20 protein-coding genes and 1 pseudogene are annotated in these 20,075 nt (G+C 72.5%); 12 read left to right on the forward strand and 9 right to left on the reverse strand.

Translation table 11 applies throughout. The features are described 5' to 3' along the window. Positions 1 to 1,039, reverse strand: a pseudogene (locus Dsi01nite_RS50805) (hypothetical protein); the annotation flags it as partial. Positions 1,040 to 1,094: 55 nt separating this feature from the next. Here Dsi01nite_RS50805 and Dsi01nite_RS50810 point away from each other — a divergent pair. The 11 genes from Dsi01nite_RS50810 to Dsi01nite_RS50860 all read left to right on the forward strand — a co-directional run bounded on the left by Dsi01nite_RS50810 (position 1,095) and on the right by Dsi01nite_RS50860 (position 11,520). Next, the gene (locus tag Dsi01nite_RS50810) at positions 1,095 to 1,790 is read left to right on the forward strand and encodes an ArsR/SmtB family transcription factor (RefSeq protein WP_203853719.1); all 696 of its coding nucleotides are present in this window, start codon (positions 1,095 to 1,097) and stop codon (positions 1,788 to 1,790) included. Positions 1,791 to 1,837: 47 nt separating this feature from the next. Further along, positions 1,838 to 2,029, forward strand: coding sequence for a hypothetical protein (locus Dsi01nite_RS50815; protein ID WP_203853720.1), 192 nt, complete (start codon positions 1,838 to 1,840; stop codon positions 2,027 to 2,029). 87 nt (positions 2,030 to 2,116) lie between these two features. Next, a complete protein-coding gene (locus tag Dsi01nite_RS50820) occupies positions 2,117 to 2,872 on the forward strand; it encodes a crotonase/enoyl-CoA hydratase family protein (RefSeq protein WP_203853721.1) in 756 nt (251 codons plus the stop codon). Between the two features lie 172 nt (positions 2,873 to 3,044). Further along, positions 3,045 to 3,971 (forward strand): serine/threonine dehydratase, encoded by a 927-nt coding sequence (locus tag Dsi01nite_RS50825; protein ID WP_203853722.1) that lies wholly within the window; start codon positions 3,045 to 3,047, stop codon positions 3,969 to 3,971. Between the two features lie 10 nt (positions 3,972 to 3,981). Continuing rightward, complete coding sequence (locus tag Dsi01nite_RS50830; RefSeq protein WP_203853723.1) at positions 3,982 to 4,533, forward strand: QsdR family transcriptional regulator; 552 nt, start codon at positions 3,982 to 3,984, stop codon at positions 4,531 to 4,533. 192 nt (positions 4,534 to 4,725) lie between these two features. After that, positions 4,726 to 5,412, forward strand: coding sequence for a response regulator transcription factor (locus Dsi01nite_RS50835; RefSeq protein WP_033363396.1), 687 nt, complete (start codon positions 4,726 to 4,728; stop codon positions 5,410 to 5,412). 38 nt (positions 5,413 to 5,450) lie between these two features. Continuing rightward, entirely contained in the window at positions 5,451 to 6,854 is a 1,404-nt protein-coding gene (locus Dsi01nite_RS50840; protein ID WP_203853724.1) for a HAMP domain-containing sensor histidine kinase, read from the forward strand. A 528-nt stretch (positions 6,855 to 7,382) separates the two neighbouring features. After that, positions 7,383 to 9,365: an RICIN domain-containing protein gene (locus Dsi01nite_RS50845; RefSeq protein ID WP_203853725.1), complete on the forward strand. Its 1,983-nt coding sequence runs from the start codon at positions 7,383 to 7,385 to the stop codon at positions 9,363 to 9,365. After that, positions 9,362 to 10,048 (forward strand): hypothetical protein, encoded by a 687-nt coding sequence (locus tag Dsi01nite_RS50850; protein WP_203853726.1) that lies wholly within the window; start codon positions 9,362 to 9,364, stop codon positions 10,046 to 10,048. Before Dsi01nite_RS50845 ends, Dsi01nite_RS50850 begins: the two co-directional genes overlap by 4 nt. Positions 10,049 to 10,142: 94 nt before the next feature. Next, complete coding sequence (locus tag Dsi01nite_RS50855; RefSeq protein ID WP_203853727.1) at positions 10,143 to 10,352, forward strand: hypothetical protein; 210 nt, start codon at positions 10,143 to 10,145, stop codon at positions 10,350 to 10,352. A 73-nt stretch (positions 10,353 to 10,425) separates the two neighbouring features. Then, a complete protein-coding gene (locus Dsi01nite_RS50860; RefSeq protein WP_203853728.1) occupies positions 10,426 to 11,520 on the forward strand; it encodes a LacI family DNA-binding transcriptional regulator in 1,095 nt (364 codons plus the stop codon). Between the two features lie 58 nt (positions 11,521 to 11,578). On the opposite strand, the gene Dsi01nite_RS50865 is transcribed toward Dsi01nite_RS50860, so the two are convergent. Both Dsi01nite_RS50865 and Dsi01nite_RS50870 read right to left on the reverse strand, forming a co-directional pair. Continuing rightward, on the reverse strand, positions 11,579 to 13,081 hold the full coding sequence (locus tag Dsi01nite_RS50865; protein WP_203853729.1) for an MFS transporter: 1,503 nt from the start codon (positions 13,079 to 13,081) through the stop codon (positions 11,579 to 11,581). Between the two features lie 89 nt (positions 13,082 to 13,170). Further along, positions 13,171 to 13,743 (reverse strand): TetR/AcrR family transcriptional regulator, encoded by a 573-nt coding sequence (locus Dsi01nite_RS50870; protein WP_203853730.1) that lies wholly within the window; start codon positions 13,741 to 13,743, stop codon positions 13,171 to 13,173. 243 nt (positions 13,744 to 13,986) lie between these two features. On the opposite strand from Dsi01nite_RS50870, the gene Dsi01nite_RS50875 reads away from it, so the two are divergent. Further along, complete coding sequence (locus tag Dsi01nite_RS50875) at positions 13,987 to 14,829, forward strand: SCO6745 family protein (RefSeq protein WP_239137005.1); 843 nt, start codon at positions 13,987 to 13,989, stop codon at positions 14,827 to 14,829. A 1-nt stretch (position 14,830) separates the two neighbouring features. On the opposite strand, the gene Dsi01nite_RS50880 is transcribed toward Dsi01nite_RS50875, so the two are convergent. From Dsi01nite_RS50880 to Dsi01nite_RS50905, 6 genes are all read right to left on the reverse strand, one after another. Beyond that, positions 14,831 to 15,097, reverse strand: a complete 267-nt coding sequence (locus Dsi01nite_RS50880) for a GNAT family N-acetyltransferase (RefSeq protein WP_203853731.1) — start codon at positions 15,095 to 15,097, stop codon at positions 14,831 to 14,833. Beyond that, positions 15,098 to 16,078: a pirin family protein gene (locus Dsi01nite_RS50885; RefSeq protein WP_203853732.1), complete on the reverse strand. Its 981-nt coding sequence runs from the start codon at positions 16,076 to 16,078 to the stop codon at positions 15,098 to 15,100. Between the two features lie 102 nt (positions 16,079 to 16,180). Beyond that, entirely contained in the window at positions 16,181 to 17,326 is a 1,146-nt protein-coding gene (locus Dsi01nite_RS50890; protein WP_203853733.1) for a glycoside hydrolase family 16 protein, read from the reverse strand. Further along, complete coding sequence (locus Dsi01nite_RS50895; protein ID WP_203853734.1) at positions 17,326 to 18,573, reverse strand: BNR-4 repeat-containing protein; 1,248 nt, start codon at positions 18,571 to 18,573, stop codon at positions 17,326 to 17,328. The genes Dsi01nite_RS50890 and Dsi01nite_RS50895 overlap by 1 nt, the downstream gene beginning before the upstream one ends. Before the next feature lie 23 nt (positions 18,574 to 18,596). Beyond that, positions 18,597 to 19,193: a bifunctional 4-hydroxy-2-oxoglutarate aldolase/2-dehydro-3-deoxy-phosphogluconate aldolase gene (locus Dsi01nite_RS50900; RefSeq protein ID WP_203853735.1), complete on the reverse strand. Its 597-nt coding sequence runs from the start codon at positions 19,191 to 19,193 to the stop codon at positions 18,597 to 18,599. Next, on the reverse strand, positions 19,190 to 20,041 hold the full coding sequence (locus Dsi01nite_RS50905) for an SDR family NAD(P)-dependent oxidoreductase (RefSeq protein ID WP_203853736.1): 852 nt from the start codon (positions 20,039 to 20,041) through the stop codon (positions 19,190 to 19,192). Before Dsi01nite_RS50905 ends, Dsi01nite_RS50900 begins: the two co-directional genes overlap by 4 nt. Positions 20,042 to 20,075 lie beyond the last annotated feature (34 nt).

Here is a 20,075-nt window from a genome sequence, read left to right on the forward strand (position 1 = left end):
CCGCACCATCGCTCACCGCACTATCGCCCACCGCGGCATCGCCCGCCGCGGCATCAACCGCAGCGCCGGAGCCCCCGCGCAGTGCGCCCTCGGCGAGCGCGAGTGCGTGGGCGCGGCCGGGACAGCCGCGTGGTCCGGCACCGAACGGGATGCCGCGCAGGCTGACCCGCACCACCTCGCCAGCCTCGACGCGGATGCCGCCGGTGTGGTCGCCTTCGACGTGGGCGCCACTGGAGTCGTCCGTCCCACCGCGAGCACCGCCAAGGTCGCCCACCCCGACGACGTCATCCACCCCCACCTGGCCACCGCTGAAGTCATCCGCTCGAACGCGGCCATCGCTGACCTCGTCCACCCCGCCGCGGCCACCGACGGCACCGTCCACCCCGCCGCGGCCACCGACGGCATCATCCGCCCCAACGCGAACACCGGCGGCGTCATCCGCCCCGACCCGGCCACCGCGGGAACGGTCCGTCACGGCGCGGGTGGCGTTGAGGTCGGCCGGTCTGGTGGCCATCCGCTTTGTGGCGAGGACCGGCGGGGTGTCACGCAGCGCGGCTTCCAGGTCGGTGGCCCGGGCCCGGTCGATCAGGGTGGCCGTCGCGTCGCAGGCCTGGACCAGCACCCCGATCCGCGCGGCGGTCACCTCGTCGGGCGTGCCGCCGAACGTGTCGATCAGTGCTCGCACGGCGACGTCCGCCGCGGCCTCGTCGCCGGTGCCGGGCTGATACGCGGCCGCGACCGCACGCACCGCGTCGGTCGTCCTTGGGGAGGAGTCCAGGCCGAGCGCGGCGGCGAGGAGTTGCACGGGGTGCGCGTGCGGGGATGACGCGGCCGCCTCGCGCAGCGCCGCTGGGTCCACTGTGGACAGGAGGGACTCGCTGAGGGCACGGCGACGGGTGTGCGCCTCCCCGGTGCTGAACCGGCCGACGGTGGACCGCAGCCAGGCGACGCCGTCGGTGGCGGCGGGCACCGGCGGGACGACGAAGGCGGGGTCGTGGAGCACGGCGAGCGCGTCGCCCGGGTCGTCGATCATCCGCATGGGACGAACGTACGGCCGGGACCGTTCGGTGCCCGACGAACTGATGACGGGGACAATGGGACCTGTGAACGCTCCGTCCTCGCTCGCCAGGCTCGCCGCGCTGCTCGCCGATGAGACCAGGGCCGCGATGTGTCTGGCGTTGCTCGACGGGCGGGCGTGGACCGCCGGGGAGCTGGCCCGGCACGCCGGGGTCGCGCGGTCCACGGCGACGGAGCACCTGCACCGGTTGACCGCCGGCGGCCTGCTGGCCGAGGAACGGCAGGGGCGGCACCGGTACGTCCGGCTCGCCGACCCGTCGGTGGCCGCACTGCTGGAGGACATGTCGGCGCGGCTGGCGCCGGACCTGTCACGGCCGGTGGGGTTGCGGGCGGCGACGGCGTCCGCGGCCCTCGCGCGGGGCCGGACCTGCTACGACCACCTCGCCGGGCGGCTCGGGGTGGCGGTGACGGACGCGCTGACGGCACGCGGGCTGCTGGACCAGACGGGCGGTTTCGCGTTGACGGAGGCCGGCCGGGCGTGGATGGCCGGGCAGGGCCTGGCGTTGGACGGCGGGAAGCGGCCGGTGGCCCGGGGTTGCCTGGACTGGACGGAGCGCCGGCCGCACCTGGCCGGGATCGCCGGCGCGCGGCTGTGCGAGCGGTTCATGGCCCGCGGCTGGGTGGCCCGGATCGGGTCCGGGCGGGCGGTGCGGGTCACCCCGGACGGCCGGACGGCGCTCGCCGACCTGCTCGGCATCGACGGCGTCGATTAGGTTTCGCGGCGGTTGGGTACTCAGCGGTCACTACCAAGGAGGCCGTTGTGTTCGCTGTTGTTGCCGCGATCCTGTTCGCTGTCGCGCTGCTGATGGACCTGTTCGGTGCCGACGCCGGGCCCATCCTCGACGTGGGGACCCTGAGCCTGGCCGGGTTCCTGTGCGTCGCCCTGCACCTGGCCGGCGCGGGCACCTGGCACACCCGCTACGGAAGCTACCGCCGGGGTCGCCGCCGCTGACCGCCCGCAACCCGCTGCCACGGCCGCGTCCGACCTCAGAACGGGGTCCGGGCGCGGCCGTCGTCCTGGTGGCCGACACTGGCCGGTATGAGTGTGCACATCGAGCGGGCCGGTCCGGTGTGGACGGTCGTGCTGGACCGGCCGGAGACCCGCAACGCCGTCGACCGGGACACGGCGGAACGGCTCGCGGCCGCGTTCCGGGAGTTCGACGCCGACGGCACCGCCGCGGTCGCGGTGCTGTGGGGCGCCGGCGGCACGTTCTGCTCCGGCGCCGACCTGAGGGCGGTCGCAACCGGCGAGGGCAACCGCGTCGAGGCGGACGGCGACGGCCCGCTCGGCCCGACCCGCATGCGGCTGGGCAAACCGGTGATCGCCGCGGTCGCCGGCCACGCGGTCGCGGGCGGCCTGGAGCTGGCGATCTGGTGCGATCTGCGGGTGGTCGAGGAGACGGCGACGTTCGGCGTGTACTGCCGGCGCTGGGGCGTACCGCTGATCGACGGCGGCACGGTCCGGCTGCCGCAGCTGATCGGGGTCGGCCGCGCCCTCGACCTGATCCTCACCGGCCGTGCGGTCGACGCCGCGGAGGCGCACCGGATCGGGCTCGCCGACCGGGTCGTGCCGACCGGCGGGTCCCGGCCCGCGGCGGAGGCACTCGCGGCCACGCTCGCCGCCCTGCCGCAGGACTGCCTGCGCAACGACCGCAGCTCGGTGTACGAGTCACTGGGCCGCCCCCTGCCGGACGCCCTGGCCATCGAGCACGGCTACGGCGTGGCGTCCCTGCGCGCGGGCGCGGCCGCCGGCGCCGCCCGGTTCGCCGCCGGCGAGGGCCGTGGCGGCGCCTGACGACGCCCGTCGCGATGGGATGCGCCGCTCCGCCATGGAGATCGACAAACCGGTCCGGCGACCGCGGGCGACTCCACACCCTCGTCGATCACGTCCAGATCGAAGTCGGCACGGTGGTCGCTCAGGCCGACCGCGCGGACCGCGCCACGCGCCGGAACCGTAGGGTGGGCGAATGGTCGACAGAGGTGCGGTCGAAGCGGCGGCCCGGCGGATCGACGGGTATGTGCGGCGCACCCCGTCGTTCGAGGTGGCGCCCGGCCTGTGGTTCAAGCTGGAACTGCTGCAGCACAGCGGCTCGTTCAAGGCCCGCGGGGCGTTCAACCGGATCCTGGCCGCCCGTGAGGCGGGTGAGCTGCCGGCCGCCGGGGTCGTCGCCGCGTCCGGCGGCAACGCCGGGCTCGCCGTGGCGTTCGCGGCGGCGCGGCTCGGCATCCCGGCCGAGGTGTTCGTGCCGCAGGTGGCGCCGGCGGTGAAGGTGCGCCGGCTGCGGGAGCTCGGCGCGGTGGTGCACCAGCACGGCCGGGAGTACGCGGAGGCCTACGCCGCCTCGACGATCCGGGTGGCGGAGACCGGTGCGCTGTTCGTGCACGCATACGACCAGCCCGAGATCGTCGCCGGCCAGGGCACCCTCGCCCTGGAGTTGCCCGACGTCGACATCGTCCTGGTCGCCACCGGCGGCGGCGGGCTCGTCGGCGGTATCGCGGCGGCGATCGGAGACCGGGCCCGGGTCGTCGCGGTCGAGCCGGCCGGCGCACCGACGTTGCACGCCGCGCTCGCCGCGGGTCATCCCGTGGACGTAGTGGTGGACAGCGTCGCCGCGGACTCGCTGGGTGCGCGGCGCATCGGGACGATCGGCTTCGACGCGGCCGTGCGGCACGGGGTGCGGAGCCTGCTCGTGGACGACGACGCGATCGTCCGGGCCCGGCGGCGGCTGTGGGCGGAGCACCGGATCGTGGTCGAGCTCGGCGCGGCCGCCGCGTACGCCGCGCTCGATCAGGTCGAGGCCGGGCACCGGGTGGCGGTGGTGCTGTGCGGGGCGAACACCGACCCGGCGGATCTCACCGCTGAGACAGTTCAGGATCTGTCTCAAGGCGTGTAGCCTGCCTGGCATGCCGCTCGACGAGATCTTCGACGCGGCCATGCGGCGGTTCCTGGAGCAGCGCCGGGTCGACATGCGCTCGCTCGCGGTCGAGCTGGGCATGGGCCGCGCCACCCTGTACCGGCGCGTCGGCAGCCGCGACCAGCTCCTGGGTCAGGTGCTGTGGCAGCTCACCCAGCGCAGCCTGCAGCGGGCCGTGAAGCAGGCGGAGGGCCGGCGCGGCGCCGACCGGATCCTGGCCGTGATCGGCAACTTCCTTGCAGGCGTCATCGAGCAGCCGAGCCTGCGGCATTTCCTCGCCGCGGAGCCCGAGGCGGCGCTGCGCATCCTCACTTCGAAGCACGGCGTCGTCCAGCCCGGGGTCCGCGCCCACCTGGAGGGCCTCCTCCAGGAGGAGATCGCGGCCGGCGCCTTCATCCCCAGGATGGACGCACGGACCCTCGCCTTCGTTCTGGTGCGCATCGGCGAGAGCTTCCTCTACGCCGACGCCATCGCCGACGGGGAGCCGGATGTGGAGCAGGCGCTGCTGGTCATCGGGCGACTCCTGGACGACCAACCCTGACCGGCTGAGGCTGCTGGCACACAGGAACCGGTAGCAATGCCTGGGAGGTGTACGGCACCCGGCTGCCCACCGGTACCCGAGTGCACAGAAGTCTCGACGAACGTACGATGCCGCACTTGAAAAAAGCGGACATGTCGGAATCGTCCATCGACCGCGAAAGCTGCCACTTGCGCCAGGACGTATGTTCTTCGCATGGCCACGGTGCTGCTGGTTGAGGACGACCATGTCGTGCGGGGCGCCCTGCTGCGCTCCTTGACCGACCGGGGCCACACGGTGCACGCGGTCGGCACCGCCCTGGAGGCGTTGCGGCGGTTCGCCGCGGAGACACCTGACCTGGTCGTGCTCGACCTCGGGCTGCCCGACCTCGACGGCGCCGACGCCCTGCGGATGCTGCGCGGCATCGCGGACACGCCGATCATCATCGCCACCGCCCGCGACGACGAGGCGGAGATCGTCCGGCTGCTCAAGGCGGGCGCCGACGACTACATGATCAAGCCGTTCACCTCCGCCCACCTCGACGCCCGGATGACCTCCGTGCTGCGCCGCACCGGACGGGCGAGCCGCGAGGAACCCACCGCCATCGAGGTGGGAGGCTTGCGGGTGGACATCGGACAACGGCAGGCACACCTGCACGGCGAGCCGCTGACGCTGACCCGCAAAGAGTTCGACCTGCTGGCGTACCTCGCCGCCCGTCCCGGACGGGTGGTCTCACGCCGTGAGCTGTTGGAGGAGGTATGGCGGCAACCCTCAGTGGGCGAGGACCAGACGATCGACGTGCATCTGTACTGGCTACGCCGGAAACTTGGCGAGAGCGCCTCGGCGCCCAGATACCTGCACACCGTGCGGGGCGTGGGCTTCAGGTTCGCGGCCCCGGACTGAGGCGGACCCTCGCCTACGTCTGCGCCGCGGTCACCACGATGGTGGCCCTGGCGTTCCTGATCCCTCTCGGGCTGGTTGTGCAGCAGCTCGCCCGCGAGCGTGCCTTCGCCGACGCCGAACGCCAGACCGCCGTGGTCGTGGCGGTCCTCACCGTGACCACCGACCCCCTGGCGATCGAGCGGGCCATCGCCAGCACCGGCGGGCCGGCGGTCAGCCGCGTGTCGGTGCACAACCTCGGCGAGGAGGGCCTGGAGATCGGCACCGGGCACGCCGCCGCGAAGGACCTCGCCCACGCCGCCGACCAGGCCGCGCCGGTCACCGCGACCGTCGCCGGCGGCCTGTCCTACCTGGAGCCGGTGGACGTCGGATCCGGGCGCACGGCGGTTGTCGAGGTCTTCATCCCCGAGGATGAGCTGTCCGACGGGGTCAGTGGCGCCTGGTGGGCGCTGAGCGCCGTCGCCCTGGGCCTCGTCATCGCCTCGGTCTGGGTCGGCGACCGCCTCGCGGCGAAGGTCACCGCGTCAGCCCGGCAGCTCGCCGGCGCCGCGGGAGCGCTCAGCGAGGGGTACCTCGACGTGCGGCTCGACCCGTCCGGGCCGCGGGAGCTGGCCGAGGCGAGCTTCGCGCTCAACGTGATGGCGGATCGCATCATGGCCCTGCTGACCAACGAACGCGAACTCGTCGCGGACCTGTCGCACCGGCTGCGCACGCCGCTGACCGCGCTCCGGCTCGACGCGGAGACCCTCGACGACAGCCAGGACGCCGACCGGATCCGCGACGCCATCGCCGCGCTCGAGGTCGAGATCGACAAGCTGATCCGCGCCATGCGCGAGCCGATCGACGCGCACTCCCCCACCCCGGACCGCGGCGAGCGCAGCGACGGGGCGGCCGCCTCGACCGGCGAGCAGGGCTGCGACGTCGCCGAGGTCGTGCGGGACCGGATGATGTTCTGGTCCGCCGTCGCCGGCGACCAGGAGCGCGACTGCAAGGCGGTCGGCACGGACCGGCCGGCACCCGTCCACGTCGCGAAGAGCGAGCTCGCCGCCGCGCTGGACGCACTGATCGGCAACGTCATCCGGTACACCCCACAGGGCGTCCCCTTCGAGGTCGCGGTCACCCGGCGCGACGACGGCTACGTCGTGCTGCGGGTGGAGGACGGCGGGCCCGGCATCCCCGACCCGGAGCTCGCACTGCAACGTGGGGAGAGCGGCCAGGGCTCGACGGGCCTGGGCCTGGACATCGTGCGGCGGGTCGCGGTGGAGGGCAACGGCACCGTCAACATCGGCACGTCCGGCACCCTCGGCGGCGCCAGCGTCGTCATCGTCATGGCCGACGCCGACCCCGCTCCGGTGGAACAACCACCGCAGAGCCGCTTCGGCCTGGTCGGCCGCCTCTCCCGCGAGCCGAACGAACGCCGCCGCCGCGGCAAACCCGCCCCGTAGCCGCCCTGTAGTCCGATCCGTAGGCCGATCCGTAGGCCGATCCGCCGCCGCACGTCCGCCGCGTCGTCCCGAACCCGTCGCCGCCAGGTCACCCCGCGGCCGTCCGGGCCACCATCCCGCGATGTCCGGCGGGGTCCTCCGGGCCACCCTCCCGCCGTGTCCGGCGCGGTCGTCCAGGCCGCCGGGCCGCCCGGCCGGAGCAGGACAGATCCGCGCCGACGGCCACCGGGCCGGAGCCGGACAGGTGCAGACAGCCACCTGGCAGCGCGGCAGCGTAGGAGCGCCACAAGTCTCGGTTATGAGTCCCTTAATTGGGTCGTTTGGGCTGGAACGGCATGTTGACGGCTCGCTATGGTCAGCCCGTTCCCACGTGGACGGACCGGCACTCACCCGCCTTGCCACCCTCGAAGGCCGGCCGTCCCGCGAGCGGCGGGGACGGGTACCTCTGCCCTGTGCCCGTCCCTGCCGCTCGCCCCCTTTCCCCCCTCCGGAGGACCGAGCGTGTCTCGACTCTTGCACCGTGTCGCCGTGACCGTCGCGGTCGCGGTCGTCGGCACAGGTGCGGCGATCGCCGGACCCGGCGCGATCGACGACCTGTTCCACGAGAAGGGCCCGGCCGCGATCAGCCGCGTCCCGGCCGACAACCCCGAGCTGGGCCTGGTGTACTCGGGTCTGACGCCGGCGAAGAAGGGCCAGCCGTGCGTCGGCGGGTACCAGCTCACCGAGCGCGGCCAGTGCAGCCACGGCCCCGACGTCCCACCGGCCGGTCTGACCGTCCGCGGCACCATCGCTCCGATCACGGCGGCCGGCCCCACCCAGGTCGTCCCTGAGTCGGACACGGCGGCCGCCCCGCTGGAACAGACTGTCGCCGCCCAGGACGGATCGGTCTCCTCCGACAGCGGTTTCGCCCTGGTACCGGAGGCCGCCGGCGACACCGCCGTCGGGTACACGATCGGCGCGGCGGGCGTGGCCTGCGACGGCGACGGGGTGGCCGGCAAGCGCGTGCAGGTGTTGTACGTGCGCGACGCCAGCACGGCGAGCCGGTTCAACCAGTACCTGGAGAGCTTCCGCACCTGGAGCGCCGGCGTCGACGCGATCTACAACACCAGCGCCAAGGAGACCGGCGGCGAGCGGCACGTCCGCTTCGTGACGACCGCCGACTGCAAGGTCGACGTGCGCGAGGTCGAGCTGCCGGCGGGTGGCCTGAACACCTTCGACGCCACGATCAACGGGCTGAAGGCGCTCGGTTACAACCGCACCGACCGCAAGTACATGATCTTCGGCGAGTCGAAGGTGTACTGCGGCATCGGGACCTTCAACGGCGACACCCAGCCGGGCACGAACAACCGCAGCAACGGCGGTCCCGGCTACGGCCGCAGCGACTCCGGCTGCTGGGCGGCGAGCGTCGCCGCGCACGAGCTCGGGCACAACCTCGGCGCCGTGAACAACAACGCGCCGAACTCCAGCAAGGCCGGGCACTGCCTCGATGAGTACGACATCATGTGCTACAACGACTCGGGCGGTCTGAAGACGTCGGTCAGGACCGGTTGCACCGACAAGGCCGGTGAGAACCGGATGGACTGCAACCACGACGACTACTACAACACCAACCCGAGCCCCGGCAGCTACCTCGCGAACAACTGGAACGTGGCCAACAACCAGTTCCTGATCGCGGGCCCCGGCGGCACCACGCCTCCGCCGCCGTCGCCCACGGCGTCCCCCACCCCCACGAAGACCGCGTCGCCGACCCCGACGAAGACCGTGTCGCCCACGCCGTCGAAGTCGGTCACGCCGACGAAGACCGCGTCGCCCACGCCGACGCCGACGAAGCCGCCGACCGGGCTCAAGGAGCTGCGAGTCAGTGACACCACCGCCAACTCGGTGCGGCTGTCCTGGGACGCGGCCGCGGCCGGCAGCCGCTACGCGGTCGTCCTCAATGGACGTTCCATCGGCCAGGTCGGCTCGACCAACGTCCGGATCGTCGGCATGCGCCCCGACACCGACTATCAGATCGGGATTTCGCTCGCGCAGAACGGCACCCTGACCCCGTGGACCACGACCGTGAAGGTCCACACCGCCGCCGCACCGGCGCCGACGGCCGGCTCGTGGATGGTGTTCGGCAACAGCCTGACCGGCGGGGTGGCCGACGTGTTCGGCGCCCGCAGCGCGGCCGGCACGCCGATCATCATCTACCAGCGGCACGGCGGGGCGAACCAGCAGTGGAAGCTGGAGCCGGCGGCCGACGGCAGGTTCGTGGTCAAGTCCAAGGCGACCAACGCCTGCATCACCACCGCGGGTGACAAGGACACCGCCGGTGCGACCCTGGTACAGGGCGACTGTGCAAAGGCCTTGCAGTGGACCCTCACCAAGACCGAGTTCGGCGTCTCGCTGCAGTCGGCGAGCGGCCTGGTCGTCGGGGTCAGCAACAACGAGTACTTCGGCAGCCGGCTGCTCGTCCTGCAGAAGCCGAGCGGCGCCAAGTACCAGAGCTGGATCCCGCAGCGCACGTGAACCAGTCCCCGACCGATCGCGGCCCGGCGTCCTTGTGGCGCCGGGCCGCGGCCTGCGTGAAGTCCGCCGCCCGCGCGACGGCCACCGCTGGGACGACACGCGCAGCCGGCGCGGTGGTGGCCGCGGCGCTCGTCGCCGGTGTGGTGTTCGGGACGGCGTCGCCGGCCGCGGCCCACGACGGCGTCATCCTCACGCTGCACGGCGACGGCCGCGGCTCGGTGTGGGTGACCGCGACCTGGCAGGACGGCCACCCGGTCACCGAGGCGGTCGGCATCACGCTGCTGGCCACCACCGCCGACGGCCGCCGACAGGGCCCCGCCGGGCTGCGCCGCAACGGTGACGCGCTCACCTTCGCCGGCACCCTCGACGCGGGCGACTGGACGGTCGTGGCCGAGATGGGCACCCCGGCGATCGGGCGCTGCCAGGGCGTGCTGCACGTGGCGGCCGACGGCGCGCCGCAGGACATCGTCTGCGCGCCGCCCCCGGCTGCGGCAACCCCGCCGCCGGCCGCGACCGCGCCCAAGGCCTCGTACACCTGGGTGTGGTACGCCCTCGGCGTCGCCGCGCTCGCCGGGCTGGCCGCCTGGCTGTTCCACCGCAAGTCGATCGCGGCCAGGGCCGCCGCACGGAGGACACCGAGCCGCAAGACCTCCACCCGGAGGACGACCACGCGCCGGAAGTGACGCCCGGCATACCCTCTTGACCGGTACAGCACGCCGCCGTACTGTACCGGTATAGGCGCTGCACGAAGGCGGTGCCGGTTCAAGGAGGTCGGCCGTGTTCCCGTTCGCGATGATCGAATCCCAGAACGCGATGGCCCACGAGATGCGCAGCGCACTGCCCCAGGCACCGGTGGTCGCGCCGCCGGTGCCGCTGCTTGGCCGGCGGCGCCCCAGGGTCCGCCAGGTCCGCGCGGCCCTAGCCGCGTCGCTGCACCGGGCCGCCGACGCGGTCGCCCCGGCCGCCGCGTGCAGCCCGGCGCGCTGAAGCGCGATATCGTCGTCGGGTCCCCGGCGAATTGACGGCACGGGGACTCGCTCGACGGATGGCGGGAGGTGCGATGGCACGGGTCACCTTGCAGACGATCGCCGATCAGGTCGGCGTGAGCCGGATGACCGTCTCCAACGCCTTCTCCCGGCCTGATCAGCTCTCCCCCACCCTGCGGGACAAGATCCTCGCGGTCGCATCGGAGCTGGGCTACGTGGGGCCGGACCCCGCGGCCCGGGCCCTGGCCCGCGGCACGACCGGCGCCGTCGGCGTCCTGCTCACCGAGTCACTGCGGTATGCGTTCAACGACGAGGTCGCCACCACGTTCCTCGGCGCGATCGCGGAGGAGCTCACCCCGACCGGCCTCGGCCTGACGCTGCTGACCGCCACCGCCCATGACGACGTCGTCCCCGCACGGGACGTCGCGATGGACGGGGCGATGGTCTACTCCTGCGACCCGACCTCATCGGCCATCGACTGGCTGATCCGCCGCCGGCTCCCCCTGGTCTTCATCGACCAGGTGCCGGCGGCCGGCATCCCGAGCGTCAACGTCGACGACCGGCCGGGTGCCCGCGCCGCCGCCGAGCACCTGGTCGGCCTCGGCCACCAGCGCGTCGCCATCATCACCGGCGGTGTCCGCCGCGCCGACGGCCTGGAGCCGGCCGGAGCCGTCGTCTCAGGTTCGGCCGCGAACGAGGGCGGCGAATCCCAGGTCATCGACGGATACGTGGCACAGCAACGGATCCTGGGCTGGCTCGACGCGCTGACCCCGGCCGGCATCGATCCACCGGTGGTCCGGCTCGCGCACTGCACCCCGGAGGACGGCTACGACGGCGCCCGGCTCCTCCTCGAGTCGGACCTCCGGCCGACCGCGGTGCTGTGCTTCTCCGACGCCATCGCGCAGGGCGTCGTGCAGGCGGCGTACGACCTGGGCCTGCGGGTCCCGGAGGACCTGTCGGTGATCGGGTTCGACGACAGCCCCCTGGCCGCCCGGATGCGGCCGGCGCTGACCACGGTCCGCCAGGACGTGCTGGCGAAGGGGCGGGCCGCGGCCGCCGCGCTGACCCGCGCGATCGCCGAGACCCGGGCCGGCACCGAAGTCACAGCCGACCACCTGCTGATCCCCACCGAGCTGGTCGTCCGCGAAAGCACCGCACCCCCCGCCTGAACACAGCGGGTCCCCGCGGCCGGAACAGCGCCGCAGGGACCCGGGGCCGGGATCGTGCTCAGTGCACGAGGACCGGCACCTGCTCCTGGTCCGACGTGCTGTTCACGTCCGCCGGCGTGCGGCGGATGAACAGGATGACCAGCAGCGCGGCCACGCCGAGCAGCACGGCACTGGCGGTGAAGGCCACGTTGTACCCGTGGATCGCCGCCTCCGCCTGGATGAGCGGCGACGCGGCGTGCGAGGTGAGGTAGCCGGTGACGGCCGTGGTGAAGATGGTGTTCAGCAGGGCCGTGCCGAGCGAGCCGCCGACCTGCTGGGTGGTGTTGACCAGCGCGCTGGCCACACCCGCGTCGTGGTTCGCGACGCCGGTCAGGGCGACACTGCTCAGCGGCACGAACACCAGGCCCATGCCGAAGCTCATCGCGATGAACGCGGGCAGGATGTCCACGACGTAGTCGGACTGCAGGTCCAGGCGGGTCAGCCAGATCATCGCCACGGTGCCGAGGACGCCGCCGATCGACATGATGACCCGGGGACCGACGCGGGGCAGGAACCGGGCCGCGACGGTGGCCGCGACGATGATGCCCGCGGAGAACGGCAGGTAGGCGAAGCCGCTCTTGAGCGCCGAGTAGCCCATCGTCTGCTGCAGGTAGAAGGTCATGAACAGGAACATGCCGAGCATGCCCGCGCCGACCAGGATCGAGACCAGGAACGAGGTGCCCCGGTTGCGGTCCCACAGGACGCGCAGCGGCAGCAGCGGGTGCTTGGCCCGCGACTCCCAGATGACGAACGCGGCGAGCAGGACGCCGGCGGCCACGAGCCAGCTGATCGTCACGCCGGCGCTCCAGCCGTCGGTGGCGGCCTTCGTGAAGCCGTACACGAGCGCGACCTGACCGACAGTCGCCAGGATCGCACCGGGGATGTCGTATCGGGTGTCCCCGGTGGCCTTGCTCTCCCGGACGACCGGCAGCGCCGCGACGAACGCGATGATCGCGATCGGGATGTTGACCAGCAGGGTCCAGCGCCAGTTGGCGTACTGGGTGAGCAGGCCGCCGGAGATGAGGCCGATCGCGGCGCCACCGCCGGAGATCGCGCCGAAGACGCCGAACGCCTTCGCCCGTTCCTTCGCCTCGGTGAAGGTCACCGTGATCAGCGACAGGGCGGCCGGCGCGAGGAGCGCGCCGAACGCACCCTGCAAGCCGCGTGCGGCGTAGAGGGTCTCGGCGTTGACCGCGGCGCCACCGAGGGCGGAGGCACCGGCGAAGCCGAGCAGGCCCACCAGGAACGTGCGACGGCGGCCGAAGAAGTCGGCGATGCGCCCGCCGAGCAGCAGCAGGCCACCGAAGGCCAGGGTGTACGCGGTGACGATCCACTGCCGGTCGGCGGTGGAGATGTGCAGGGCCTCCTGGGCAGAAGGCAGGGCGATGTTCACGACCGTGGCGTCGAGCACCACCATCAGCTGCGCGATGGCGATGACCGACAGCGCGAGCCAGCGTTTCGGGTCGACCGCAGCCGTGGCCGCCGCCTTGGCGGTGGCCGTTCCCCCCGAGTCGTTCGACATGAGCGTATGCCTCCCAAGGCATGGTTGATCGAGACCTCGTCCAGGTGGACGGACGGGTCTTGGCAGTGCAAGCGTGTTGTGCGAAAAGGTCAGGCGGGCTGACGCAGGACGGGCAGCAGCACCCGGTCGACCATGCGGGTCGCGAACGACTCGTCGAGCGGGGCCTCACGCCACATGGTCCGGTTCAGCACCATGGCATGCAGGATCTCGTGCAGCAGCTCAGCGGTGGCGCAGTGCGGCAGTTCGCCGCGCTCCACCGCACGTCGCACGATGGTGTCGTAGGCGGACTGCTTCGCCTCGTAGGCACAGCGGCGGATCGTCTCGGCCAGCTCCGGATTGCGGGTGGCCGCGGTCATCAGACCGGTCATGACGTCGCCGTCGGGACTGTTGGCGAAGCTGCACGCCGCGGCGAGCAGCGCCATCAGGTCGCCGCGCAGCGAACCGGTGTCCTGCGGCTCGAACGAGCCGCCGAACCGGTGCTCGAAGGCGTCCATCACCAGGTCGGGCTTGGTGGGCCAGCCCCGGTAGATGGTCGCCTTGCTGGCGCGGGCCCGCGCCGCCACGGCATCCATCGACATGCGGTCGTATCCGACCTCACCGAGCAACTCGAAGACCGCTTCGCAGATCGCATCGCGACGACCGGGCTTCGGTGTGGGAGACATGACCACTTCCTAGATTGCAAGGACCGGTTTCGCAAGCCCTGGATCGCAGGTGTACGGAACCGTTTCGTATCGAAACCCTACTCCCGACCGACTCCGGTACGAAACCGTTCCGTACACCTCACCCTCGTGAACGACGTCACAGGGCGTTCCGGGAATGGTTCGCGGCAGGCCCGGCCTCGGGTGTTGCCTTTTCCACTGCCGGCTCCCGGTGCACGCACGCCCAGTGCATATATCGTCAGGTCCATGACAGAGCTGTCGATCGAACGGCGCATGTGGAGCCTGTTCGAACCGGTCCACGCGATCACCTACTTCGCCGACGACGCACTGGGCGCGTTCGAGGCGGCGGGCCTGCGCGGGTTCTGGCGCGGGTACTTCGCCGGCCGCAGCGCCCCGCTCGGCGCCGTTCCGGCCGGTCCGGTGCTGGCCGCGTTCTACGGGTTCGCGCCGCGGATGGTCACCCGGGCGCTGCCGGACGTGTGGACCAGGATCACGCCCGAGGCGGCCCTCGCCGCGCGGCTGGACGGGGCGCGGCGGGTCCTGCTGCGGGTGGACGCCGACCTCACCGAGGTCGCACGCCTGTTGCGGACGGCGGCGGAGGCGGTCGACCTGCACGGCCGGGTGCTCGGCGCGGCCAACGCGATGCTGCCCTGGCCGGAGGACCCGGCGGGCGTGCTGTGGCAGGCCGCGACGATCCTGCGGGAGCACCGCGGTGACGGCCACGTCGCGGCGCTGCTCGTCCACCAGCTCGACGGCGCGGAGTCCATCGCGTGGCGGGTGGCCCTGCGCGACGGCGACGGCCGGGAGTTCTACCAGCCGGCGCGGGGCTGGACCGACGAGGAGTGGGACGCCGCGACCGAACGGCTGCGCTCCCGCGGGTGGGTCGACGCCGACGGGAAGGCCACGGGTCCGGCCCGGGAGGCGTACACGGCGATCGAGGCCACGACGGACGCCCTCGCGGCGACGCCGTGGCGGGTCCTGGGGACCGACGCCACGGCGCGTTGTGCGGAGCTGCTGCGACCGGTCGCGGTGCGGATGTCGCAGCTGCTGCGGCACCCGAACCCGATCGGGCTGCCGGCGCCCGCGTGACCTATGCGAGCTCGGGGTGCCGCTTGAGGTAGCTGGCGATGAACGGGCACTGCGGGACCACCCGCAGTCCCCGCTCCTTCACCGCGTTCAGGGCACCGGCGGCGAGCTTGCTGCCCAGCCCCTTGCCCTCGTACGCCTTGTCGACCTCGGTGTGGGTGAAGACGATCTCGTCGGGGTGCAGCCGGTAGTAGGCCGCACCCGCGAGCTCACCGTCGACCCGGAGCTCGAAGCGGTGCTGCTCCGGGCTGTCGACGACCTCGATGTCCACTCAGGACGCCTCTCCCCGAACGCCGGCGTGCGCCGCGGGGATGCTGCCGAGCCGACCGGCCTGGTAGTCCTCGAACGCCTGCACGACCTCGGCCTTGGTGTTCATGACGAACGGACCATACGCCACGACGGGCTCCCGGATCGGCTTACCGCCGAGGAACAGCACGTCCATCGTGGGGTGACGCGGGTCCTGCTTCGCGTCGGCGGTGACGGTGATGCTGTCACCCTCGCCGAAGACGGCGAGCTGACCCAGCTCCACCGGCCGACCCTTCGTCCCGACGGTGCCCTTGCCCGCCAGGGTGTACGCCAGGGCGTTGAAGTCCTTGCGCCACGGCAGGGTCAGCGACGCGCCGGGCGAGATCGTCGCGTGGATCATGGTGATGGGCGTGTACGTGTTGCCGGGACCGGCGTGGCCGTCGAGCTCACCGGCGATGATCCGCACCAGCGAACCGCCGTCGGGCGAGCTGAGCAGCGCCACCTGGCCGCCGCGGATGTCCTGGTAGCGCGGGGCGGCGAACTTGTCGGCCCTCGGCAGGTTCACCCACAGCTGGAAGCCGTGGAACAGGCCGCCGCTGACGACGAGGTGCTCCGGCGGGGTCTCGATGTGCAGCAGGCCCGAGCCGGCGGTCATCCACTGGGTGTCACCGTCCCGGATGACGCCGCCACCACCGTTGGAATCGCTGTGCACGAACTCGCCGTCGATGATGTAGGTGACGGTCTCGAACCCGCGGTGCGGGTGCCACGGGGTGCCCTTGGGCTCACCCGGCGCGTACTCCACCTCGCCCATCTGGTCCATGTGGATGAACGGGTCGAGCTTGCGCAGGTCGACCCCGGCGAACGCGCGGCGGACGGGGAAGCCCTCGCCCTCGAAGCCCTTCGGCGCCGTGGTCACGGACTCCACCTGGCGGGGGCGCGCCGTGACCGGGTCCGGGGTGGACACGCGGGGCAGCGCGAGGACGTTGTCGACGGTGATCGCGGGCATCTGATGCCTCCAGGGCTGAGCGGGTTGTCGCCTGCCGTAACGATACTTGCCGGGCAAGTATTCCGCAAGTCAACAATCTCCGCCCAGCCCTGGGCCCGCGGTCTAGATCCTCGTGAACTTCACCGCGTCCGCCCTGGCACAGCCGCTGCCCGAGCTGGTCAGGGTCGCGGCGGTGCCGGTGCCCGCCGGCAGCGTGAAGGTGCCCAGGTCGACCCAGCCGGACGGGCCGGTCGTGCCGTTGACGGTCGTCTGGGTGCCGGCGACGGTGAGCTTCGCCGCCGAGTCGCTGTTGGCGGCCGTCACCTTGTAGTAGGAGACCTTGTACGTGCCCGCCGCACGGAGGTTGGGGCGCCAGGTGGCGGTGTTCCCACTGGAGTTGCAGGTCGCGTACCGGGTCGGTGAGCCCACGGTCCAGCCGGTCAGCGTCGACGTGGACCAGGTGCCCGTCTCGCCGTACCCGTACGCCGCCGGGCCGTCGTCGTCGACGTAGTAGTCCTTCTGCCAGTACTTCACGTAGTCGAACTGCACACTTGACGGCAACTTCGTCGCGTCGGGGACGCTGCCGTAGGCGATGCTGGTGAGCCAGATGCTCGTGTAGTCGTGCGTCCAGTCCGTCGGCAGGTAGGGCGCGGTGTACTTGAGCACACCGTCGACGTAGAACTTGGTGCTGGTCTCGGACCAGTCGATGCCGTAGACGTGCCAGTCCCTGGAGTCGACCGTGGCGCTGGTGTAGGTGGTGCCGTAGGACTTCCCGGCCGAGACGCCGTTGCCCTTCCACGTGAGCACGCCGTGGTGGATCCGGGTCGGGGTCACCGAGTCGATCTCGAACCCGTCGATCTCGGTGCGCTGCGACGCGGGGTACGTGGTCGAGCCGTCGCCGGCCATGAGCCAGAAGGAGCTGTGCCAGCCGGCGCCGTCGTTGAGCTTCGCGCGGGTCTCGTAGTAGCCGTAGCGCAGCGTCTGCTTGCTGACCACGCCGCCGCCGGTGTAGTCCTTGCCGCCGTAGGTCTCCTTCTTGAGGGCGATGTTCAGCGCGCCGCCGCTGACGGAGACGTTCTGTGGGCGCTGGGTGCTGTACGCCTTCGAGTCGGTGCGGTAGTTCCATTTCGCGGTGTCGACCGCGGAGCCGTTGAACTCGTCGGCGAAGACGAGCGTGTAGCCGGTGCCGGCCGGGTCGGCGTGGGCGTCCACCGCGGGGATGAGCGCGGCGGCAGGGGCCAGCAACAGGATGGTGAGCAGGCGGCGCATCAGTTCCTCCCGTAGTACAGGCGAAGGTTCGTGAGGTCGACGAGGTACAGCACGTCGACACCGGCGGTGGTGCGTTCGACGGCGAAGCGCTGCACGGGGATGCCGGGCGCGACCGCGGCGGCGGTCCACGCGGTGCCGGGCTTCGTGGCGACGTACATCGCCCCGGCGTCGGTGGCGTAGTAGACGCGCTTCTGTTCGGTCGGGTGCCAGGTGATGTCGATCGCGGCGGTGGTCTGCGTGGCGGAGTAGACGGTGTCGCGGACCCAGGTCGGGCCCGAGACGTACGCGTAGCGCACCATGAAGTTCGTCCCGCTCCGGTACCGGTACGCCACCTTGGGGCTGGTGCCGTCGACCGTGAGCTTGGCGCTCTGCACGGCGGGTCCCGTGCCGTCGTTGCCCTGGTACACCTCACCGGCCTCGATCGGCTGGATGACGTCGGCGGTGGCGGTGCTGACGGGCACGGTCACCGCCGCGCCGGTGTGGTCGGCGAACGTGTTGCTCGACGGCCGGTAGAGCAGGTAGCTGAGCTGGTGGCGGAACGCGGTCGCCGGGTACAGCCCCCACTCCCACAGGATGTGCAGGTTGCCGGCGGCGTCGAACTGCAGGTCGTCGGGGTAGACGGCCCGGTTGGCGGACTCGGCGAACACGGCGATCCGGGTCCACGTGGCGGCGGCGTTGTCCCACCGGTAGAGCCGGCCGGAGCGGGCGGTGCCGCCGTCGAGCCGGGCGATGAGGTACAGGTCGCCGTTCGGCGCGGTGGTCAGGACCGGGTACGTGACGCCGATCCCCTGATCCGGCAGGTCGCCGGAGTGGTTGGTGGGCGCGCCACCGACGGTGTCGGAACGGAAGTACCGCCAGGCGTTGTTGTGCATGCTGGCCAGCACGTGGAACCGGCCGCTGCCGTCCCGGGCGATCGACGGCTGGTTGTGCCCGACGTCGTCGGTGTACTCGGCCTGGGCCGCGCCGTTCATGACGGGCAGTTTCGTCCAGCCGCCGGCCGTGTCGCGGCGGGCGATGGCGACGCGGTGCGTGCCGGCGGACGAGCCGGGCTCGTTGAACGCCAGATACGCGTAGTCGTTGCCGGGCGTGTACGTGTCCAGCGGCGACCACCAGGCCGCCTGGTTGGAGCTGTCGATGGGGTACGGCACCAGGGTGACGGATGCCGGGGCGGCGTGCACGGCGGTTGCGGGCACGGTGACGAGGGCCGTCGCCATGGCGGTGGCGGCGACCAGGACGGCTCTGTTCATGTGTCCCCTCCTCAGGGGCTGGCTCAGGTCGTGCGTCGGGTCGTTCTCAGGACCTCCAGGAGCGGTGGCAGGCCGCCGTCACGGGTGACGGCGCCGCCGACCCCCAGCGCTCGCGCGCCGGCGGCCAGGTATTCGGGTGCGTTGTGGGCGCCGATGCCGCCGGTGGCGACGAACTTCGCCTCGGGAAACGGGCCGCGCAGCTCGCGCAGCCAGCCCGGACCGAGCGAGCCGGCCGGGAACGCCTTGAGCCAGTCGCAGCCGGCCTTCAGCGCGTGATGCACCTCGGACGCCGTCGCGACGCCCGGCAGGTGCGGCAGGCCGGCCGCGTGGCTGGCCCGCACGACGTCGAGGTCGAGGCCGGGCGCGACGGTGAAGACCGCGCCGGCCTCGGCGGCCGTGGCGACCTGCTCCGGGCTGCGCACGGTGCCGGCGCCGACCGGGTGCCCGTGCCCGGCGAGGGCCCGCAGGCACTCGACGGCCTCGGGGCTCTGGATCGGCACCTCGACGACGCCGAGGCCGCTGTCCCAGACGGCGCGGGCGATCTCCAGGGCGCGCGGGACCGGTACACCCCGCAGGATCGCCACGAGCGGGCGGCCGTCGAGCAGCTCGTCGAACGTCATTGCGGTTCCTCCAGGGGTTTCAGGCCGAGCCGGGCCCGCGGGCCGGCACGGAGCAGGGCGGCGGCTTGGACCGCGGTGGCGCCACCGTCGAGCACGATCTCGGTGCCGGTGAGCATCGCCGCGCCGTCGGACACCGCGAACGCGACGGCCGCGGCGACGTCGGCGGGCTCGCCGAGCCGGCGCAGCGGATGGGCGTCGCGCTGCCGCTCGCGGTCGGTGTCGCCGTCGAGGCGTTCCTCGGTGGCGGGTGTGCGGATCCAGCCCGGTGCGATGGTGACCGCGCGGATGCCGTGCCGGCCGTAGTCGACGGCGACCTGCCGGGTGAAGGCGGCCAGTCCGGCCTTGGCGGCGGCGTACGCGGGCAGTCCCGGCCCGAACGATCCACTGTGGATGGATCCGATGGTGACGATCACACCCCGGCCCGCCGCGATCATGCCGGGCAGGGCGTGCTTGACGGCAAGGAACGCGGAGGTGAGGTTGGCGTCCAGGACCGTGTGCCAGTCCTCCAGGGTGGTCTCGTGCGCGGGCGCGCCGGCGGTCAGGCCGGCGCACGTGACGAGCGCGGTGACCGGCCCGAGCGCGGCGAAGGCGGCGGCCACGGCCAGTTCGTCGAGGAGGTCCACCGGTTCGACGCCGGCCTGGCCGGTTGGCTCCGGGAGCTGCCGGAAAGGCGTGACAGCCGGGAGCTGCCGGAAGGGCGTGACAGCCGGGAGCTGCCGGAAGGGCGTGACAACCCGGTCCAGGCCGGCGACGTCCCAGCCGTCGGCGCGCAGCCGGCGCGCGACGGCGGAGCCGATGCCGCCGGCCGCGCCGGTCACCACGGCTCGCGCACGGCTTCCGTCAGCCACGGAACACCTCGTCGCGCGCGCTGGCGAGACTCAC

It is taken from the genome of Dactylosporangium siamense, assembly GCF_016862795.1.
Taxonomy (GTDB): Bacteria; Actinomycetota; Actinomycetes; order Mycobacteriales; family Micromonosporaceae; genus Dactylosporangium; species Dactylosporangium siamense.

Coding starts and splice junctions, on each gene's coding strand:
- Dsi01nite_RS50825 (WP_203853722.1), top strand. CDS start 3,045: ATGGTCGACAGAGGTGCGGTCGAAGCGGCGGCCCGGCGGATCGACGGG.
- Dsi01nite_RS50895 (WP_203853734.1), bottom strand. CDS start 18,573: ATGAACAGAGCCGTCCTGGTCGCCGCCACCGCCATGGCGACGGCCCTC.
- Dsi01nite_RS50830 (WP_203853723.1), top strand. CDS start 3,982: ATGCCGCTCGACGAGATCTTCGACGCGGCCATGCGGCGGTTCCTGGAG.
- Dsi01nite_RS50885 (WP_203853732.1), bottom strand. CDS start 16,078: ATGCCCGCGATCACCGTCGACAACGTCCTCGCGCTGCCCCGCGTGTCC.
- Dsi01nite_RS50890 (WP_203853733.1), bottom strand. CDS start 17,326: ATGCGCCGCCTGCTCACCATCCTGTTGCTGGCCCCTGCCGCCGCGCTC.
- Dsi01nite_RS50810 (WP_203853719.1), top strand. CDS start 1,095: ATGGGACCTGTGAACGCTCCGTCCTCGCTCGCCAGGCTCGCCGCGCTG.
- Dsi01nite_RS50820 (WP_203853721.1), top strand. CDS start 2,117: ATGAGTGTGCACATCGAGCGGGCCGGTCCGGTGTGGACGGTCGTGCTG.
- Dsi01nite_RS50860 (WP_203853728.1), top strand. CDS start 10,426: ATGGCACGGGTCACCTTGCAGACGATCGCCGATCAGGTCGGCGTGAGC.
- Dsi01nite_RS50900 (WP_203853735.1), bottom strand. CDS start 19,193: ATGACGTTCGACGAGCTGCTCGACGGCCGCCCGCTCGTGGCGATCCTG.
- Dsi01nite_RS50865 (WP_203853729.1), bottom strand. CDS start 13,081: ATGTCGAACGACTCGGGGGGAACGGCCACCGCCAAGGCGGCGGCCACG.
- Dsi01nite_RS50835 (WP_033363396.1), top strand. CDS start 4,726: ATGGCCACGGTGCTGCTGGTTGAGGACGACCATGTCGTGCGGGGCGCC.
- Dsi01nite_RS50870 (WP_203853730.1), bottom strand. CDS start 13,743: ATGTCTCCCACACCGAAGCCCGGTCGTCGCGATGCGATCTGCGAAGCG.
- Dsi01nite_RS50875 (WP_239137005.1), top strand. CDS start 13,987: ATGACAGAGCTGTCGATCGAACGGCGCATGTGGAGCCTGTTCGAACCG.
- Dsi01nite_RS50840 (WP_203853724.1), top strand. CDS start 5,451: ATGGTGGCCCTGGCGTTCCTGATCCCTCTCGGGCTGGTTGTGCAGCAG.